This window comes from Autumnicola musiva (assembly GCF_031846585.1).
GTDB lineage: Bacteria > Bacteroidota > Bacteroidia > Flavobacteriales > Flavobacteriaceae > Autumnicola > Autumnicola musiva.
Window position 1 is genome coordinate 36047 of sequence record NZ_JAVRHK010000020.1, and the last position, 17428, is coordinate 53474.

A 17428-nucleotide genomic window follows, 5' to 3' on the forward strand; every position below is an offset into this window, starting at 1 on the left:
CGCCGCTGTCCGCGGATCCGCAGGTAAGCGATAACTTCCACACATTATTGTAATATTATTGAAATCATCTACATTGAAAAAACTAAGCGACATATTAACAACTACATATTTCAGGATTCTTTCTGAACTATCTCCCATGCGCCGCTTTTTCCCCCGCACGTAAGTGCGTGTATCTATTTATGGAACTTAGGTGAGTCCGGTTCCCCTTCAGAAAACAAATCGAATTAATTTTTTCAACTTAATTTCTTAGCATATGAAGATTATCATTGCTAATAAATCTCATGCTTCTTACGCAGAGATCATTTGTACCACTATAGAAGAATCGGCCAAAGTTCGCGGAACAGGTATTGCACGCCGCACACCCGAATATGTGATTAGTAAAATGGAAAAAGGGAATGCGGTAATTGCACTGGATGGAGATAATTTTGCCGGCTTTTGCTATATCGAAACCTGGAGCCACGAAAAATTTGTGGCCAATTCTGGTCTCATTGTACATCCTGATTACAGAAACCAGGGACTTGCCAAGGATATAAAAGAAGTAATCTTTAAATATTCCCGTGAAAAATATCCCGCTGCAAAAATCTTCGGAATTACAACCGGACTGGCTGTGATGAAGATTAATTATGAACTGGGATATCAGCCAGTTACTTTCTCGGAACTTACCGATGATGAAAGCTTCTGGAAAGGCTGCCAGACCTGTAAGAACTACGATATACTCACAAGGACAGAACGTAAGATGTGTCTTTGTACCGGGATGATGTACGATCCTGAAAAGAAGAAAAAACCTGAAGAGAAAGAAGACAGCCTTAATGACAAAGCTTTTAAAAGGTTGAAAAACATAAAGCAGACGCTTTTTTATAAAAAAGAGAAAAGTGAAAACTAACCACCCCGGCCTACGGCCACCCCTCATCGAAAAAGGAAAAAGGAGGGGAACATAATAAGTAAAAATTATTCGTGCATTTGTGACGAAAAAGTATTTGAAATGAAAAAAGTAGTGATAGCATACAGTGGAGGTTTGGATACTTCTTACTGTGCAAAATATTTATCAAAAGAAGAAAACTTTGAAGTTCATGCGGTTAGCGTAAATACCGGTGGATTTTCTCAGGAAGAAATTGAAAAAATAGGTTCCAATGCCCAAAAGATAGGAGCGAAAACCTATAAAAATATTGATGCCGTGGCTTCCTTTTATGATAAGGTGGTGAAATTTCTCATTTTCGGCAATGTGTTAAAGAACGACACGTATCCACTTTCCGTAAGTGCAGAACGTATTGTGCAGGCGATTGAAATTGTGAGTTATGCTAAAGAAATTGGAGCAGAATATATCGCCCACGGCAGCACCGGCGCAGGAAATGACCAGGTAAGGTTTGATATGATTTTTCAAACAATAGCTCCTAAAATTAACATTATCACCCCAATTCGGGATAAGCAGTTAACCAGGCAGCAAGAAATAGAATATCTGCAGGCTAACGGAGTAGATATGAACTGGGAAAAAGCTAAATATTCCGTGAATAAGGGCCTTTGGGGTACCAGCGTAGGTGGTTCAGAAACTTTGACTTCTGAGAATCCACTTCCGGAAGAAGCATATCCTTCGCAATTGCAGGAAAAAGAGCCTAAACAAATCAGCCTTCATTTTACAAAAGGAGAATTAACAGGTGTAAATGGAAAGGAAAATATGCCGGAAAAGAATATTGAAATTCTGGAAAGCCTTGCTTCAAAATACGCTATTGGAAGGGATATTCATGTTGGTGATACCATTATTGGAATTAAAGGAAGGGTTGGTTTCGAGGCTTCGGCAGCATTGATTACCATAAAAGCACATCATTTACTGGAAAAACATACGCTAAGCAAATGGCAGCTTCAGCATAAGGATTATATGGCTAACTGGTATGGGACGCATCTTCATGAAGGCCAATATCTGGATCCGGTAATGCGGGATCTAGAAGCTTTTCTGCAGAATTCCCAGGAACAGGTTACCGGGGAGGTTTTTGTGACACTTCATCCTTACCGGTTTACTTTAGACGGAATCAGATCTAGAAATGATTTAATGAACAGCAGCTTCGGAAAATATGGCGAAGAAAATAAAGCCTGGACGGCAGATGACGCCAAAGGATTTATTAAAATTCTTTCCAATGCCGGAAAGATTTATCAACACGTAAAACAGGAACAATGATCGAAGCCGGAATTATTGGAGGTGCCGGTTACACGGCAGGGGAGCTTATCAGGATTTTGTTAAGGCATCCGGAGGTAAACATCAATTTTGTTTACAGCACCTCACAACCGGGAAAGCCTGTTGCAGCAGTGCACCAGGATCTTGTGGGTGAAACAGATTTACAGTTTAGCGGAGAGATAAATAAAGAAATTGATGTTGTTTTCCTTTGCCTGGGGCATGGAAATTCGGTAAAATTTCTTTCTGAAAATCAATTTTCAGAAAAGACAAAAATAGTTGATCTGAGCACCGATTACCGAATGGCTACTAAAGAACATTCTTTTGTATACGGCCTGCCGGAATTCAAAAAAGAAGCCATAAAAAAGGCAAATTTTATCGCTAATCCGGGTTGTTTCGCCACGGCCATTAGCTTGGCTATTTTGCCGCTGGCAAATGCAAACCTGTTGAAAGATGAATTGCACATCAACGCCGTTACAGGTGCAACGGGAGCGGGAACCTCTCTTTCTGAAACCACTCATTTCACCTGGCGGGATAATAATTTTTCAGCTTATAAGGCTTTTGAACATCAGCATTTAAATGAAATAGGGCAGAGTCTTAAACTGCTTCAACCGGATTTTTCTACTGAAGTTAATTTCATTCCGAACAGGGGAAATTTTTCCCGTGGAATCCACGCCACTGCATATACCAAATTTTCAGGAAGCCTGGAAGAATCAAAAGAGCTCTATCGGGAAACCTATAAAGATGCCGCTTTTACCTTTGTGGTAGAGGATCAGCTTCATCTAAAACAGGTGGTAAACACCAATAAATGTTTGCTGAAATTGCAAAAATTCGGCAATAAGCTCTTAATAACCAGTATCATTGATAATCTGTTGAAAGGGGCTTCAGGACAGGCAGTTCAAAATATGAATTTAATGTTTGGCTTTGAGGAAACTGCTGGATTAAACTTAAAGGCAAATTATTTTTAAGAGTGAAAAGAGAAAGGAAGTAAGAAGTACGAATTTGGAAGTTAGAGGTTAAAACTTGGGAAGATTGAAAAGTTTCAGTTAATAGAAATTCATCATTTAAAATTTAAAATACAGATATGAAAATAGCCATTTTGGGAGCCGGAAACCTGGGGATTTCTATTGCAAAGGGATTGATCTTTAGCAATGCTTTTACCACGCTCTACCTTAGTAAAAGAAAGGTAGAGGACATAAAGGATTATGAAGAATATTCAAAAGTAACGGTTACCACAGATAATCTCGAGGCGGTGAGAAATTCTGATATTCTTATTTTTTCTGTACAACCCACGCAACTGGAGAGGATTCTTGAAGAAATTAAAGACGAACTAACCGATAAGCACGTACTGATTTCCACGGTAACCGGGTTTAAAATTCCCAGGATGGAAGCTATTGTAGGCGAAGAGCATTTTATTGTGCGTTCCATGCCAAATACAGCTATAGCGGTTGGAAAATCCATGACCTGCCTTTGCAGCAATGAAAAAGGCAGGAAAAGAATTGCCATTGCCGAGGCTATTTTCAACCGCCTGGGAAGCAGTATTATTATTCCTGAAAATAAAATGCAGGCCGCCACGGTAATTTGCGCCAGCGGAATTGCCTTTTGGATGCGTTTAATTCGTGCAACTACTCAGGGAGCAGTACAACTGGGATTTGATGCAAAAGACGCTCATGAGCTTTCAATGCAAACCTGCCTGGGAGCGGCAAGTCTTTTAATAGAATCCGGAAATCATCCCGAAGAAGAAATTGATAAAGTTACCACGCCCCGCGGCTGTACCATTGAAGGATTAAATGAAATGGAACATAATGGTCTAAGTTCGTCACTTATCAAAGGGATTCAGGCTTCATTTAAAAAAATAAATAATATTTCAGAACAGTAACTATGAAATTATTTGATGTTTACCCTCTTTACGATATTACTCCTATGAGAGGTGAGGGCGCTTATGTTTTTGATGAAGAGAATAACAAATACCTGGATTTATATGGCGGCCACGCAGTGATTTCTATAGGCCATTCCCACCCGGCGTATGTAAAAGCCATCAATGACCAGGTGAAGAAGCTGGGATTTTATTCCAATTCGGTTAAAAATCCATTGCAGCAGGAACTTGCGGAAAAGTTGGGGAAAGTTTCCGGAGTGAAAGATTACAGTTTGTTTTTGTGCAATTCCGGAGCTGAAGCCAATGAAAATGCTCTAAAACTCGCTTCTTTTCATACCGGAAAAGAAAAGGTGGTTTATTTTGAAAAGTCCTTCCATGGAAGGACTTCCGGAGTGGTGGCCGTTACCGATAATGAAAGTATTAAATCCACATTTAATAAGGGGCACCAGGTAGTAAAATTAGCTTTTGATGATACTGAAGCTTTAGAAAATACGCTGAAGAACAAAGATATCGCAGCGGTCATCTTTGAAGTAATCCAAGGAGTTGGCGGTTTGGATGAAGCCAACAATGAATTTTACCAGAAAGCTTCGGAATTGTGTAAAAAATATGGTGCTCTTCTAATTGCAGATGAAGTTCAGTCAGGTTACGGCCGTACCGGTGATTTTTTTGCTTTTCAGAAGCATGAAATCCGGCCCGATATAATTTCCATCGCAAAAGGAATGGGTAACGGTTTTCCCGTTGGCGGGATTCTTATCGATAATAAAATTGAGGCGAAATTTGGACTTTTAGGCACCACTTTCGGTGGAAATCATCTGGCATGCGCTGCAGGAATTTCAGTTCTTGATATTATTAAAAAAGAGCAGCTGCTTAAAAATGCCAAAAGTTTATTTGATTATGTGAAGGAAGAAGCGGCTAAAATTCCGCAGATAAAAAAAGTAAAAGGAAGAGGTTTAATGATTGGGCTGGAATTCGATTTTGAAATTGCCCAGCTTCGGAAGGATCTGCTGTTTAAACATCAGGTTTTTACCGGTGCGGCTTCAAATAAAAAGTTGCTCAGAATTTTGCCTCCGCTGAATATCAAAAAAGAACATTTTGATGTGTTTTTTAGAGCTTTGAAAACCGCATTGAAATAAATTCCTGCAAGGTTTATAAAACCTTGTAGGGCTAAAAGGAAGATAAGAAAATAAACCTGCAAGGGCTTGAAGACCTTGCAGGAAACGTAAAGAAGATTAGAATAATGAACAATTATATCACTTTATCTGACATAGAGAACCTGGAAGAATTAATTAAAGAAGCCATTCAGCTAAAAAAAGAGAATTCAGCAGCCGGTTTAGGAAAAGGTAAAACTCTTGGAATGTTGTTTTTTAATCCCAGTTTACGTACACGATTAAGTACAGAGAAAGCTGCGAAGTTATTGGGAATGGAAGTGATGGTAATGAATGCCGATAAAGATGGTTGGGCGCTGGAATTTGAAGACGGAGCGGTAATGGATTCCAATAAAGCGGAACATATAAAGGAAGCAGCGGCTGTGCTTTCCCAATATTGTGATATTATTGCCGTACGGGCCTTTCCCGAGTTAAAGGAAAGGGAAAAAGATGAAGCCGAGCTGGTAATCAATAATTTTACGAAATATGCTTCAGTTCCTGTGGTTAATCTTGAAAGTGCAACGGGACATCCGCTGCAGGCACTTACAGATGCTATTACCATTTCAGAATTAAAGAAATCCAAAAGACCTAAAGTAGTGCTTACCTGGGCGCCACATCCAAAAGCTTTACCACAGTCAGTACCCAATTCCTTCGCAGAAATCATGCAAAAATCCAATGTTGATTTTGTAATTACCAACCCTGAAGCTTACGATTTGAATCCAAATATTACCAAAGAAGTTTCAATAGTTCATAACCAGCAAGAGGCTTTAAAAGATGCCGATTTTGTGTATGTGAAAAACTGGAGCAGTTACCAGCAATACGGGCAATCACCTAAGGTAGAAGAGAACTGGACACTAACAGGAGAAAAGTTAAAGGCGACAAATAATGCGAAAGTAATGCATTGTTTACCGGTAAGAAGAAATGTGGTAATTGCAGACGAGGTTCTGGACAGCTATAATTCTGTAGTTATTCATCAGGCGAATAACCGGACTTTTGCGGCACAGGCAGTGCTTAAAAGCTTATTGAAGAAATAAAAATTTATCAGGGGGCAAAAATACAAGATGGAAAAACAGATACTGAAAGTTGTAAAAATAGGTGGTAAGCTCATTGAAGATGAAAATAAGCTCAGGGAATTTTTGAAGGATTTCTGCGCATTGCCATTTCCAAAAATTTTAGTGCATGGCGGCGGTACAATGGCTACAAAACTGGCAGAAAAGTTAGGTTATGAGACAAAAATGGTAGACGGTCGCAGGATTACCGATGCTAATTCCATGAAAGTGATCACTATGGTTTATGGCGGGCTTATCAATAAAAATATTATAGCAAAACTGCAGGCTATAGGCACAAATGCTCTGGGGCTTTGCGGTGCCGATGCCGGTACCATTATTTCTAAAAGACGTGAGATTAAGGAGGTTGATTTTGGATTTGTAGGAGATATAGAAAGAGTAAACACAGGTTTTATTTCTTCCACATTGCAGCAAAATATCACGCCGGTATTTTCCGCAATTTCCTATGATGGCCGGGGAGAATTGCTTAATACCAATGGTGATTCGGTTGCGGCGGAAATCGCAAAAGCCATGGCCGGAATTTATGACGTTGAACTTTTTTATTGCTTTGAAAAGAAAGGAGTGCTAACCGATGTGGAGAACGATGAGTCAGTAATTGAAGATATTGACGAGCAGCTTTACCGGCAATTGTTAAACAGGGGGATAATAAGTGAAGGAATGCTGCCCAAACTTCAAAATTGCTTTGAAGCCCTGAACAATGGAGTGAGTAAAATTTTTCTGGGCGATTCTAATCTGCTCAAGAAAAATGCTATACATACCAAAATCGTAAAGTAATATGAAAATTGGCAATTTACAGCAAGAAGCCCTGGACCTGCTTAAAAATCTAATTGAAACCCAATCCTTTTCAGGAGAAGAAAAAGGTACAGCCGAACTATTGGAAAACTGGTTTAAGAAGAAAAATATCCCTTTTTACCGGCACCTGAACAATGTCTGGGCCTCCAATAAGAAATTCGATAAGACAAAGCCGACATTGTTGCTCAATTCCCATCATGATACAGTAAAACCAAATTCCGGTTATACCCGCGATCCTTTTAAAGCTGAAATTGAGGACGGAAAATTATATGGACTCGGGAGTAATGATGCGGGTGGTTGCCTTGTATCTTTACTGGCTACTTTCACTTATTTTTATGCTGCGGAAGATCTTGAATACAATATTATTTTCGCCGGTTCTGCGGAAGAGGAAACCAATGGGAAAAACGGAATTTCCAGTCTGTTGTCAAAAATGCCGAATATTGATGTAGCTATTGTAGGTGAACCTACGCTGATGAACCTTGCAATTGCGGAAAAAGGCCTGGTGGTTTTTGATGCCGTGGTAAAAGGAACGCCTTCCCACGCAGCGCATCCTAACGACAATAATGCTATTTATAAAACTGCCAAAGTTTTGCAATGGTTTGAAAATTTCAGCTTTTCGGAAGAATCGGAAGCCCTGGGAGAAGTAAAACTCACCGTTACTCAAATTAATGCCGGTAATCAGCATAACGTGGTGCCGGGTAATGTAGATCTTGTAATTGATGTACGGGTGAATGATCGCTACAGTAATGCCGAAATTGCTGAAATTCTGCATAAAAAAGCTCCCGTAGATGAAATTACTCCTCGCTCTTTAAGGCTAAATTCGTCTTCCATCCCGCAGGATCATGATTTGGTAAAGGCCGGAGTTGCTTTGGGAATGGAAACATACGGATCTCCCACACTTTCTGACCAGGCGATGCTGAAATGTCCTTCCTTAAAACTGGGGCCTGGGGATTCCACCAGGTCACATTCCGCAGATGAATTTATTTATGTTAAAGAAGTGGAAGAAGGGATTGAAAAATACGTAAAACTGCTTGAAAAGGCACTAAAGAAATAATTATTAATCAAACTTCACAGGTTTTTAAAACCTGTGAAGTTTCTGGTGAACATACAATATGAAACTCTGGGATAAAGGCATTTCAATAGATAAAAAGATTGAAAAATTTACGGTTGGAAATGATAGGGAACTGGATGTATTTTTAGCCGAATATGATCTTACTGCTTCCCTTGCTCATGCTAAAATGCTTGGTAAGATTGGAATTCTTGAAGCGGAAGAAGTCACTGCAATTGAAGCGGAACTGAAGAAATTAAGGCAGCAGCTTGAAAATGGCAATTTTAATATTGAAGAGGAATTTGAAGACGTTCATTCTAAAATTGAGTTTGAGCTCACCAAAGCTTTAGGAGATACCGGAAAGAAAATCCATACTGCCCGCTCCAGGAATGATCAGGTTTTGGTGGCAATGCAGCTTTATTTCAAGGACAATTTGCAGCAGATTTCCGCTAAAACAAAAGAGCTGATCGATGTGCTTTTAGGCCTTGCCCAAGAACATCAGGAAAAATTGCTGCCCGGTTATACACACCTTCAGGTGGCAATGCCTTCCTCTTTTGGATTATGGTTTTCAGCTTATGCTGAATTGCTTATTGATGACCTTTATTTAATGGAGGCCGGGCTGAAAGTTGTAGATCAAAATCCATTGGGTTCTGCCGCGGGATATGGTTCCTCATTTCCAATAGACAGGGATTACACAACCAGGGAATTAGGTTTTTCAGCATTAAAATACAATGTTGTTGCCGCGCAAATGAGCCGTGGAAAATGTGAAAGAACGGTAACTTCAAACATTTCTTCTGTAGCAAATACGCTTTCCCGCTTCGCGATGGATATATGCCTTTATATGAGTCAGAATTTTGATTTTATCACTTTTCCTGATGAACTCACCACAGGGTCCAGCATTATGCCACACAAGAAAAATCCTGATGTGTTTGAACTTATCAGGGGCAAATGCAACAAACTTCAGAGTATTGCGAATGAGATGATTTTAATTACTAATAATTTGCCCAGCGGCTACCACAGGGATTTTCAGCTAATCAAAGAAAACAGTATTTATTCCGTAGAAAATATTAAGGAAATTCTGGATATTTTCATTCATTCTATTTCACTTATAAATGTAAAAGACGTAAACCTGGACGATGAAAAATATAAATACCTGTTTACGGTAGACAGCATCAACGATCTGGTAATGCAGGGGCAGTCTTTCAGGGAAGCTTATAAGGAAATAGGGGGGCAGGTGCAAAATGGCAGTTATCAACCTGCTGCCGGGAAAAAACATACTCACCTGGGGAGTAAGGATAACCTGGCACTTGATGAAATAAGGAAAAAGAAAGAAAAGGTTTAAGGCAGCTGTCTGTATAAAAGCTTATTCTCATGCTGAATATATCTTGCCGATAAGGCAGGCAGGCAGAATTATTTCAGTATAATCGGCATATTTAAAGAATAACTTTGATAACTCTGGCTCAGGCCTGATTGCCTGGTTTTATGTGGCGATTTATTATTGCGTTTAGCGAACTTCTATATCTGGTATCTGAATACATTTAAAAACAAAAAACCTCCCGCCAAAACCACACAAGAAGCGAGAGGTGCAAAAAAATCAAATAAAAAAGTTGATTAGATTATAGTCATTTGTCCAAAATTCAAATTTTCATTGTTGATGTTACTGTTATCAGGATCACTAATAATTCCCTCAAGGAAGTCTCCAACCTTAGCGGTGGAGTAGTGGTTATCGCTATTTAAATCCTGTGTACATACATTCATTTGAATACTAATTTCAACCGCCTTACGTACTACTTCTGCTTCTTTAGTAAGGTTAAAATGATCCAGCAACATGGCAGCTGAAAGAATGGAAGCAACGGGATTGGCTATTCCTTTCCCGGTTGCCTGAGGGTAGGAACCATGAATAGGTTCAAACATAGCACTCTCTTCCCCAACAGATGCTGAAGCCAGTAAGCCTATACTGCCTCCAATAACACTGGCCTCATCAGATATGATATCCCCGAACATGTTTTCCGTAAGTATTACATCAAATTGAGTGGGGTTAAGGATCATTTGCATAGCCGCATTATCCACAAAAAGAAAATCAAGTTCCACATCATCATAAGCGCGGGCTACTTCTTTAACGGTTTTACGCCATAACCGGGAAGTTTCCAGCACGTTGGCTTTATCTACAAGGGTAAGTTTTTTACGACGTTGCTGGGCAGCTTTAAAAGCCAGATGGGCAATACGTTCAATTTCTTCTACGGAATACGTGCAGGTATCTGTAGCGCTCTTTCCGTCTTCAGCGGTGCTCTTATCTCCAAAATAAATTCCGCCGGTAAGCTCCCGGTATATTATTAAATCGGCTCCGGCAATGCGATCCCGTTTCAAAGGGGACTTATCCAGAAGTTTTTCATATGTATTCACCGGCCGGATATTGGCAAAGAGGCCAAGGCCTTTCCTTAGCCTTAATAAACCCTGTTCAGGCCTTACTTTGGAATCGGGATTATTGTCAAATTTTGGATGACCTATTGCCCCAAAAAGTACCGCATCAGAATTCTTGCAAAGATCCAGGGTAGCTTCAGGTAAAGGGTCTCCAACAGAATCTATGGCAGCGGCTCCAACCACGGCATTTTTAAAATAAAAATCATGATCAAAACGATCGGCAACAGCTTTAAGAACTTTTACTGATTGCTGCGTAATTTCAGGGCCAATGCCATCTCCTGGTAATACTGCTATATGTAGTTTCATTCTATTCTAATCTTAATCTGAAATAATATCTTCTTGAATTTTTCAGAAATTATATTCCTACCGAAGCAGGTGTGATTTTTTTATTTTTCTCGTAATTTTCTATGGCATCAATTTTACTCACCAGAAAATCAATATCATCAAATCCGTTAATCATACAGGTTTTCTTGTAAGGATCGATATTAAATTCTTCTGACGCCCCAGTACTTTCAATATTAATTTTTTGGTTCTCCAGATCTACCTTAATTTTTTCTGCGGAATTCTTCTGGATAGCAATAAATAATTTCTCCAGGAATTCAGGTGATACCTGTACCGGAAGCAATCCGTTATTGAGAGAATTACCTTTAAAAATATCGGCGAAATAACTTGAGACGACTACTTTAAAGCCGTAAGCTTTTAAAGCCCAGGCTGCATGTTCCCGGCTGGAACCACAGCCAAAATTATTTCCCGCCACTAATATAGATCCGGAATACTGATCCTGGTTTAACACAAAGTCAGGATTGGGTTCATCATACTTATCAAACCTCCAATCCCTGAACAGGTTTTCGCCAAAACCGGCCTTATCTGTAGCTTTTAGAAATCGTGCCGGAATAATCTGGTCTGTATCCACATTTTCAATATCTAATGGAACAGCGGTATCTGTGAGTGTGGTAAATTTTTCCATTAGTTCAATTGTTTGGTATAATCGGTTAATTTGCCTGCAACTGCAGTTGCAGCTGCGGTTAGCGGACTTGCTAAAATTGTTCTTGAACCCTGGCCCTGTCTTCCTTCAAAATTTCGGTTACTTGTAGAGACGCAGTATTCTCCCGCAGGTATTTTATCATCATTCATTGCCAGGCACGCGGAACAACCCGGTTGCCTAAGCGTGAAACCCGCTTCTTCAAAAATAGCACGAAGTCCCTCCTGCTCAATTTGTGCGGCCACCTGTCTTGATCCCGGAACGATAAGAGCATTTACATTCTCTGCCTTTTTCTTGCCTTTTATATAAGCTGCTGCAGTCCTGAAATCTTCAATTCTGGAATTGGTACAACTTCCAATGAAAATATAATTAATTGGCTTATCCAAAAGGATTTCTCCCGGTTTAAAGCCCATATATGTTAATGCTTTGGCATTAGTTTTCCCACCTTCAACAGGAATGGAACCATTTAATTTTATTCCCATTCCGGGATTGGTTCCATAAGTGATCATAGGTTCAATATCTTCAGCGTCAAAATTATATTCCTGGTCAAAAACAGCATCCTCGTCTGTTTTCAGAGTTCGCCAATATGTTTTTAACTGTTCAAATTCTTTTCCTTTAGGAGCAAACTCCCGCCCTTCAACATAATCAAAAGTAGTTTCGTCCGGAGCTATCATTCCGCCGCGGGCACCCATTTCAATACTCATATTACACACCGTCATACGACCTTCCATAGACATATTTTCAAATACATCTCCGGCATATTCGCAGAAATATCCGGTACCGGAATTCGTGCCGAGTTTGCTGATAATATATAAAATCACGTCCTTCGGAAGGACTCCATTCCTGAGTTTCCCATTTACGTTTACCCTCAGTTTCTTTGGCTTTTCAACCAATAGACACTGGCTGGCAAAAACCTGTGCTACCTGGCTGGTACCAATACCAAATGCAATTGTTCCAAAAGCACCATGAGTAGAAGTATGGCTGTCTCCACAAACAATTGTCATTCCCGGTTTGGTAACTCCAAGTTCTGGAGCCATAACGTGAACAATCCCGTTGTATGGGTGGCCAAGACCGTAAAGAGTAATATCGTTTTCCTCGCAATTTTGGGTAAGTTCCTTCAATTGCTTCCGTGACAAAAGATCCTGAACCGGTAGGTGCTGATTTTCAGTTGGTGTATTATGATCGGCCGTGGCAACAGTTTGCTGCGGGCGAAAAAGAGGAACTTCTCGTTCTTTTAATTCATTAAATGCCTGCGGACTCGTAACCTCATGAATAAGGTGTTGATCGATATATAAAATATCCGGGCCGTCAGGGATAGATTCTACTATATGAGAATCCCATATTTTATCAAAAAGTGTTTTCTTCATTATGCAATAGCCATATTTTTTCTTGATAATTTCATGATTTCATGAATATCATTGTCCGCGACTTCTTTTCTACAATCAGCGTAGTTCAAAAATTCATGATAAACACAATCTAACTGAAGTTTTGTAAGTTCATACCCCATTTTTTTGGCCCGAAAGGCAAGTGCAGCTCTTCCACTTCTGGCGGTGAGGACAATAGCTGATTCGGTTACACCAACATCGGCAGGGTCTATAATCTCATAGGTTTCCCTATTTTTAATAACGCCATCCTGGTGAATTCCGGAGCTGTGGGCAAAGGCATTTGTTCCTACAATAGCCTTGTTAGGCTGAACAAACATACCCATCTCCCTTGAAACCATACAGCTGGTATCGTAAAGAAATTTAGGATCAATATCTGTAGTTAAATTTAGAGTTGGATGCTGTCTAAGGATCATTACCACTTCTTCCAAAGCGGTATTTCCTGCACGTTCACCAATTCCGTTTATTGTACATTCAATTTGCCTTGCTCCGTTACTAACACCGGCAATGGCATTTGCGGTAGCCATACCTAAATCATTATGACAATGGCAGGAAATACGTACGTTTTCAATGCCTTTTACATTGTCTTTAAGATATTTAATCTTCTTGCCATATTCTTCAGGAAGGCAATAACCCGTTGTATCGGGTATATTAAGCACAGTTGCACCGGCTTCCACGGCAACAGTACAAACTTTAGCAAGAAATTCATTTTCCGTACGCCCGGCATCTTCAGCATAAAATTCTACGTCATCAACAAAAGTTTTGGCGTAAGCCACAGCTTCCCTGGCCCTTCTGATAATTTCTTCCCGGGTGGAATTGAATTTGTATTTAATATGGGAATCTGAAGTGCCTATACCGGTGTGAATCCTGGGTTTTTTAGCATATTTCAGTGCTTGTGCTGCAATCTCTATGTCCTTCTTCACCGCTCGTGTTAATCCGCATACCGTCGCATTTTTAACCAATTTCGAAATTTCAAAAACCGATTGAAAATCACCCGGACTTGAAACCGGAAACCCTGCCTCAATTACATCTACGCCCAGCTCATCCAGTCTGGCAGCAATTTTCAATTTTTGGGCGGTATTTAATTTACAGCCCGGTACCTGTTCTCCGTCTCGTAAAGTTGTGTCAAAAATTTCTACCTTTTCTGTACTCATAAGAGATTTTTTTTACTTTATCTTTAACTAAATTATGATTTACATCCGCACTTAGAGTGTTCTCAAGCTATACGTTACGATAATTGATCTGGAAATTAAACTGTAATTATACTGATAACCAGTAAATTAAAAAGCTTTTTGTTACAATGACTAACGATTTGTCTGACAATCTTTTTTCTTTAATTAAATCTCTTTCCCCTTCAGAAAAGAGGCAATTTTCCCTATATGTGGGAAGAATCGGGGTAAATGCCGATAGTAAATTCCTTAATTTATTTAAGGTGATGTCTAAGCTGAAGAAATATGATGAAGAGGTAATCCTGAAAAATACCAAAATCAGCAAAAGACAATTATCTAATGTAAAAGCCCACCTGTACCGCCAGATATTAATCAGCTTAAGATTAAATCCTTCTCATCAAAGTATGCCGGTTCAAATAAGGGAGCAACTGGATTTTGCCATTATCCTTTATCGTAAGGGGCTATACAAGCAAAGTTTGAAATTGCTAGATAAGGTAAAAGCTACCGCTATCTATTATGAAGAGAAAAATATAGCTTATGAAATTCTGGATTGGGAAAAAATTATAGAATCCCAATATATTACCCGCAGTATTAATAATCGTGCAGAAACCTTAATTGAACAAACCGAGGAACTCACTCAGCTTAGCGTTATTGCCAGTAAACTTTCCAATCTTTCTTTGCATTTATATGCAATCTTTTTAAAGATGGGATATGCGCGTACCGAGGAAGAAGCCCTTCAGGTAAAACGGGATTTTGAGAGAGGCCTGCCGGAATATAATTTCAGGGAACTGGGCTTTCGGGAAAAATTGTGGCTATATAAGGCGTATCTCTGGTATAGTTTTATTCGCCAGGATTTTCTTGCCTGCTTTCGGTATGCATCAAAATGGATAGAGCTTTTTAATGAAAATAAACATTTAATACCGGTGCACCCTGTTTCCTATTTAAAAGGAAATCATTATTTGCTGGAAGCTTTATTTTATCTCAATCACGCCAGCTTATTTGAAAAAGTGCTAAAAGATCTGGAAAAAAGCCTGAAAGATCCACGTGTGCCCGATGATGATAATATTGCAGCCCTTTCCTTTCTTTATTTGTATTCTAATAAACTGAACCTAAGGTTTATGAAGGGGGATTTTGCCAACGGAGATAAGCTGGTAGATAAAATCCAGAAAAAAATAAAAAAATATAAGAGCAGGGTGGATGAGCACCACATCATGGTTTTTTACTATAAAATTGCCTGCCTTTATTTTGGGGATGGGAACAATAAGAAATGTATTGAATTTCTTAAAAAGATTATTAACAACAAATCGCTGGAAATGCGGGAAGATCTCATGTGTTTTGCCAGAATTTTAAACCTGGTGGCGCATTATGAAGCAGGGCTTGATTACCATTTGGAGAGATTGATTAAATCTACTTATAAGTTTTTAATAAAGATGAACGATCTTCATGAAGTGCAGTTGGAAATGATAAAATTTTTGAGACATTTGCCCGATGTTTCTCCTTTGGAAATCAAAGCAGAATTCCGCAAATTGCACAGCATTTTGAAATCGTATGAAGATCATCCTTATGAGCGAAGGGCGTTTTTATATCTTGATATTATTTCATGGCTGGAAAGTAAAATAGAAAACAAACCGGTAGGTGAGGTAATTAAGGAAAAAGCGCTTCAGGTATCCAGATAATGAGCTAAATTGACTGTAAAAAACCAGCATTTTAAAAATATTCTCGAGCTCAACCTTGCTGTTTTGCTTATTAGTACCTCCGGAACTTTAGGGAGGTACATCACTCTTAGTCCTTTTGTGATTATCCTTTTTAGGGCAATTATGGCCGGAGCTGTACTTTATCTATTTTGCAGGTATAAAAACTTCAGAATAAAAGTTGCCAATAAGCGCGATCTTCTAAAAGTAATTGTAGGTGGTTGCCTAATGGGAATCCATTGGGTGACTTATTTTTTTTCGCTAAAGTTTTCAAGTGTGGCCATAGGTATGTTATCTATCTATACTTACCCTGTAATCACAACTTTTCTCGAACCATTACTGCTCAAGACCAGTTTTAGCAAAATACATCTGGCACTGGCCGTGTTGGTGCTCTGCGGGATTTATTTCCTGGTGCCGGAATTCAGTTTTGAAAATGATCAAACACTGGCAGTTGCTTTTGGAGTGACTTCAGCCTTTTTTTATTCCCTTAGAAATATCCTGATGAAGCAGGAAGTAGAAAGATATAACGGCTCGGTTTTGATGATGTATCAAATGCTTATTATCAGTTTTCTACTCATCCCGGTATTATTTATTTTTGACCTTTCCGGTGTGGTATCTCAGCTGGTGCCCATTTTTGTACTTGCCTTAATTACCACCTGTCTCGGCCATACCTTGTTATTGATGAGTTTTAGGAATTTTTCGGTTACCACCGCAAGTATTATAAGTAGTGTACAGCCGGTCTATGGAATTTTACTCGGATTAATATTTTTAGGAGAGTACCCCGCCTTAAAAACTTTAATAGGAGGCGCGCTCATTATCTGTGCTGTTTTTGTTGAAATAAGCCGGAATATGAAAAAGCAAAATTAAGCTTTACAGGCATTCCAGATTGCGTCTTCCGGTGGAGGGGCAATTATGTGTACAGGATCTTTTTTAACGGGGTGTACAAACATTAACTCCCGTGCATGGAGGTGAATGCTGGCATCTTTATTACTTCTGTCAAAACCGTATTTCAGGTCTCCTTTTATCGAACAGCCAATTGCCGATAACTGACTTCTTATCTGGTGATGTCTTCCCGTATGCAGATCTATTTCCAGCAGGTAATAATTATCCAGTTTTTTAAGAACCTGATAATCCAGAATAGCTTTTTTACTGTCCGGAACTTCTTTTATATGAGCGTACGATTTGTTTTGCTTAGAGTTACGCTTCATATAATGAACCAGTGTATCATTGGTTTTAGGGGGTTCATTTTTAACCACAGCCCAATATTTCTTACCGGCATCTTTTTCTTTAAAAATTTTATTTAGTCTTGGAAGCGCTTTAGAAGTTCTGGAAAAAAGCACGATTCCACTTGTGGGCCGGTCTAGGCGGTGTACCACACCCAGATAAACATTTCCAGGTTTATTATATTTTTCCTTTAAATAAGATTTTACAACCTCACTCAGTGGTTTATCGCCGGTTTTATCGCCCTGCACAATGTCCCCCGGCCGTTTGTTAACCACAATAATATGATTGTCTTCGTAAAGAACCTGTAAATTATCTTTGGTAGAAATGATTTTTTCTGAATTCAAATTTGAATAAGTTTTGTAGAAAAAATATGCCAGATGCTTTTGAAAAAGCCTGTAAATGATAATTTCTTCTAACTTCTAACTTCTAACTTCTAACTTCTAACTTCTAACTTCTAACTTCTAACT

At 39.2% G+C, this 17428-nt stretch carries 16 protein-coding genes; 11 read left to right on the forward strand and 5 right to left on the reverse strand.

The features are described from left to right. Positions 1-253: 253 nt before the first annotated feature. From RM539_RS17505 to argH, 9 genes are all read left to right on the forward strand, one after another. Positions 254-883, forward strand: a complete 630-nt coding sequence (locus tag RM539_RS17505) for a GNAT family N-acetyltransferase (protein ID WP_311504717.1) — start codon at positions 254-256, stop codon at positions 881-883. A gap of 99 nt (positions 884-982) precedes the next feature. Continuing rightward, positions 983-2170, forward strand: coding sequence for an argininosuccinate synthase (locus RM539_RS17510; protein WP_311504718.1), 1188 nt, complete (start codon positions 983-985; stop codon positions 2168-2170). Further along, complete coding sequence (gene argC, locus RM539_RS17515) at positions 2167-3132, forward strand: N-acetyl-gamma-glutamyl-phosphate reductase (protein ID WP_311504719.1); 966 nt, start codon at positions 2167-2169, stop codon at positions 3130-3132. The genes RM539_RS17510 and argC overlap by 4 nt, the downstream gene beginning before the upstream one ends. Before the next feature lie 116 nt (positions 3133-3248). After that, positions 3249-4043 carry a pyrroline-5-carboxylate reductase gene (gene proC / locus RM539_RS17520; RefSeq protein ID WP_311504720.1) on the forward strand — a complete coding sequence of 265 codons (795 nt, stop codon included), beginning with the start codon at positions 3249-3251 and terminating at the stop codon, positions 4041-4043. A gap of 2 nt (positions 4044-4045) precedes the next feature. Beyond that, positions 4046-5173, forward strand: a complete 1128-nt coding sequence (locus RM539_RS17525; RefSeq protein ID WP_311504721.1) for an aspartate aminotransferase family protein — start codon at positions 4046-4048, stop codon at positions 5171-5173. Positions 5174-5277: 104 nt separating this feature from the next. After that, positions 5278-6219 (forward strand): N-acetylornithine carbamoyltransferase, encoded by a 942-nt coding sequence (locus RM539_RS17530; RefSeq protein WP_311504722.1) that lies wholly within the window; start codon positions 5278-5280, stop codon positions 6217-6219. 27 nt (positions 6220-6246) lie between these two features. Continuing rightward, entirely contained in the window at positions 6247-7026 is a 780-nt protein-coding gene (argB, locus tag RM539_RS17535; RefSeq protein WP_311504723.1) for an acetylglutamate kinase, read from the forward strand. Between the two features lies 1 nt (position 7027). Continuing rightward, positions 7028-8098 carry a M20 family metallo-hydrolase gene (locus RM539_RS17540; RefSeq protein ID WP_311504724.1) on the forward strand — a complete coding sequence of 357 codons (1071 nt, stop codon included), beginning with the start codon at positions 7028-7030 and terminating at the stop codon, positions 8096-8098. A 58-nt stretch (positions 8099-8156) separates the two neighbouring features. Beyond that, a complete protein-coding gene (argH, locus tag RM539_RS17545; protein ID WP_311504725.1) occupies positions 8157-9434 on the forward strand; it encodes an argininosuccinate lyase in 1278 nt (425 codons plus the stop codon). Positions 9435-9703: 269 nt separating this feature from the next. Here the strand turns inward: argH and leuB are convergent, their stop codons facing one another. Genes leuB through RM539_RS17565 form a run of 4 tightly spaced genes read right to left on the reverse strand, consistent with a single transcriptional unit; the run spans position 9704 to position 14031 of the window. Next, positions 9704-10819, reverse strand: a complete 1116-nt coding sequence (gene leuB, locus RM539_RS17550; protein ID WP_311504726.1) for a 3-isopropylmalate dehydrogenase — start codon at positions 10817-10819, stop codon at positions 9704-9706. 49 nt (positions 10820-10868) lie between these two features. Continuing rightward, positions 10869-11480: a 3-isopropylmalate dehydratase small subunit gene (gene leuD / locus RM539_RS17555; protein WP_311504727.1), complete on the reverse strand. Its 612-nt coding sequence runs from the start codon at positions 11478-11480 to the stop codon at positions 10869-10871. After that, positions 11480-12862: a 3-isopropylmalate dehydratase large subunit gene (gene leuC / locus RM539_RS17560; protein WP_311504728.1), complete on the reverse strand. Its 1383-nt coding sequence runs from the start codon at positions 12860-12862 to the stop codon at positions 11480-11482. The genes leuD and leuC overlap by 1 nt, the downstream gene beginning before the upstream one ends. Next, complete coding sequence (locus tag RM539_RS17565) at positions 12862-14031, reverse strand: 2-isopropylmalate synthase (protein ID WP_311504729.1); 1170 nt, start codon at positions 14029-14031, stop codon at positions 12862-12864. The genes leuC and RM539_RS17565 overlap by 1 nt, the downstream gene beginning before the upstream one ends. A 146-nt stretch (positions 14032-14177) precedes the next feature. Between RM539_RS17565 and RM539_RS17570 the strand changes: the two genes are divergently transcribed. Together RM539_RS17570 and RM539_RS17575 are read left to right on the forward strand one after the other, a co-directional pair. Continuing rightward, positions 14178-15722, forward strand: a complete 1545-nt coding sequence (locus RM539_RS17570) for a hypothetical protein (protein WP_311504730.1) — start codon at positions 14178-14180, stop codon at positions 15720-15722. A gap of 9 nt (positions 15723-15731) precedes the next feature. Further along, positions 15732-16604 carry a DMT family transporter gene (locus RM539_RS17575; protein WP_311504731.1) on the forward strand — a complete coding sequence of 291 codons (873 nt, stop codon included), beginning with the start codon at positions 15732-15734 and terminating at the stop codon, positions 16602-16604. Here the strand turns inward: RM539_RS17575 and RM539_RS17580 are convergent. Further along, positions 16601-17305, reverse strand: a complete 705-nt coding sequence (locus RM539_RS17580) for an RluA family pseudouridine synthase (protein WP_311504732.1) — start codon at positions 17303-17305, stop codon at positions 16601-16603. The genes RM539_RS17575 and RM539_RS17580 overlap by 4 nt on opposite strands. Positions 17306-17428 lie beyond the last annotated feature (123 nt).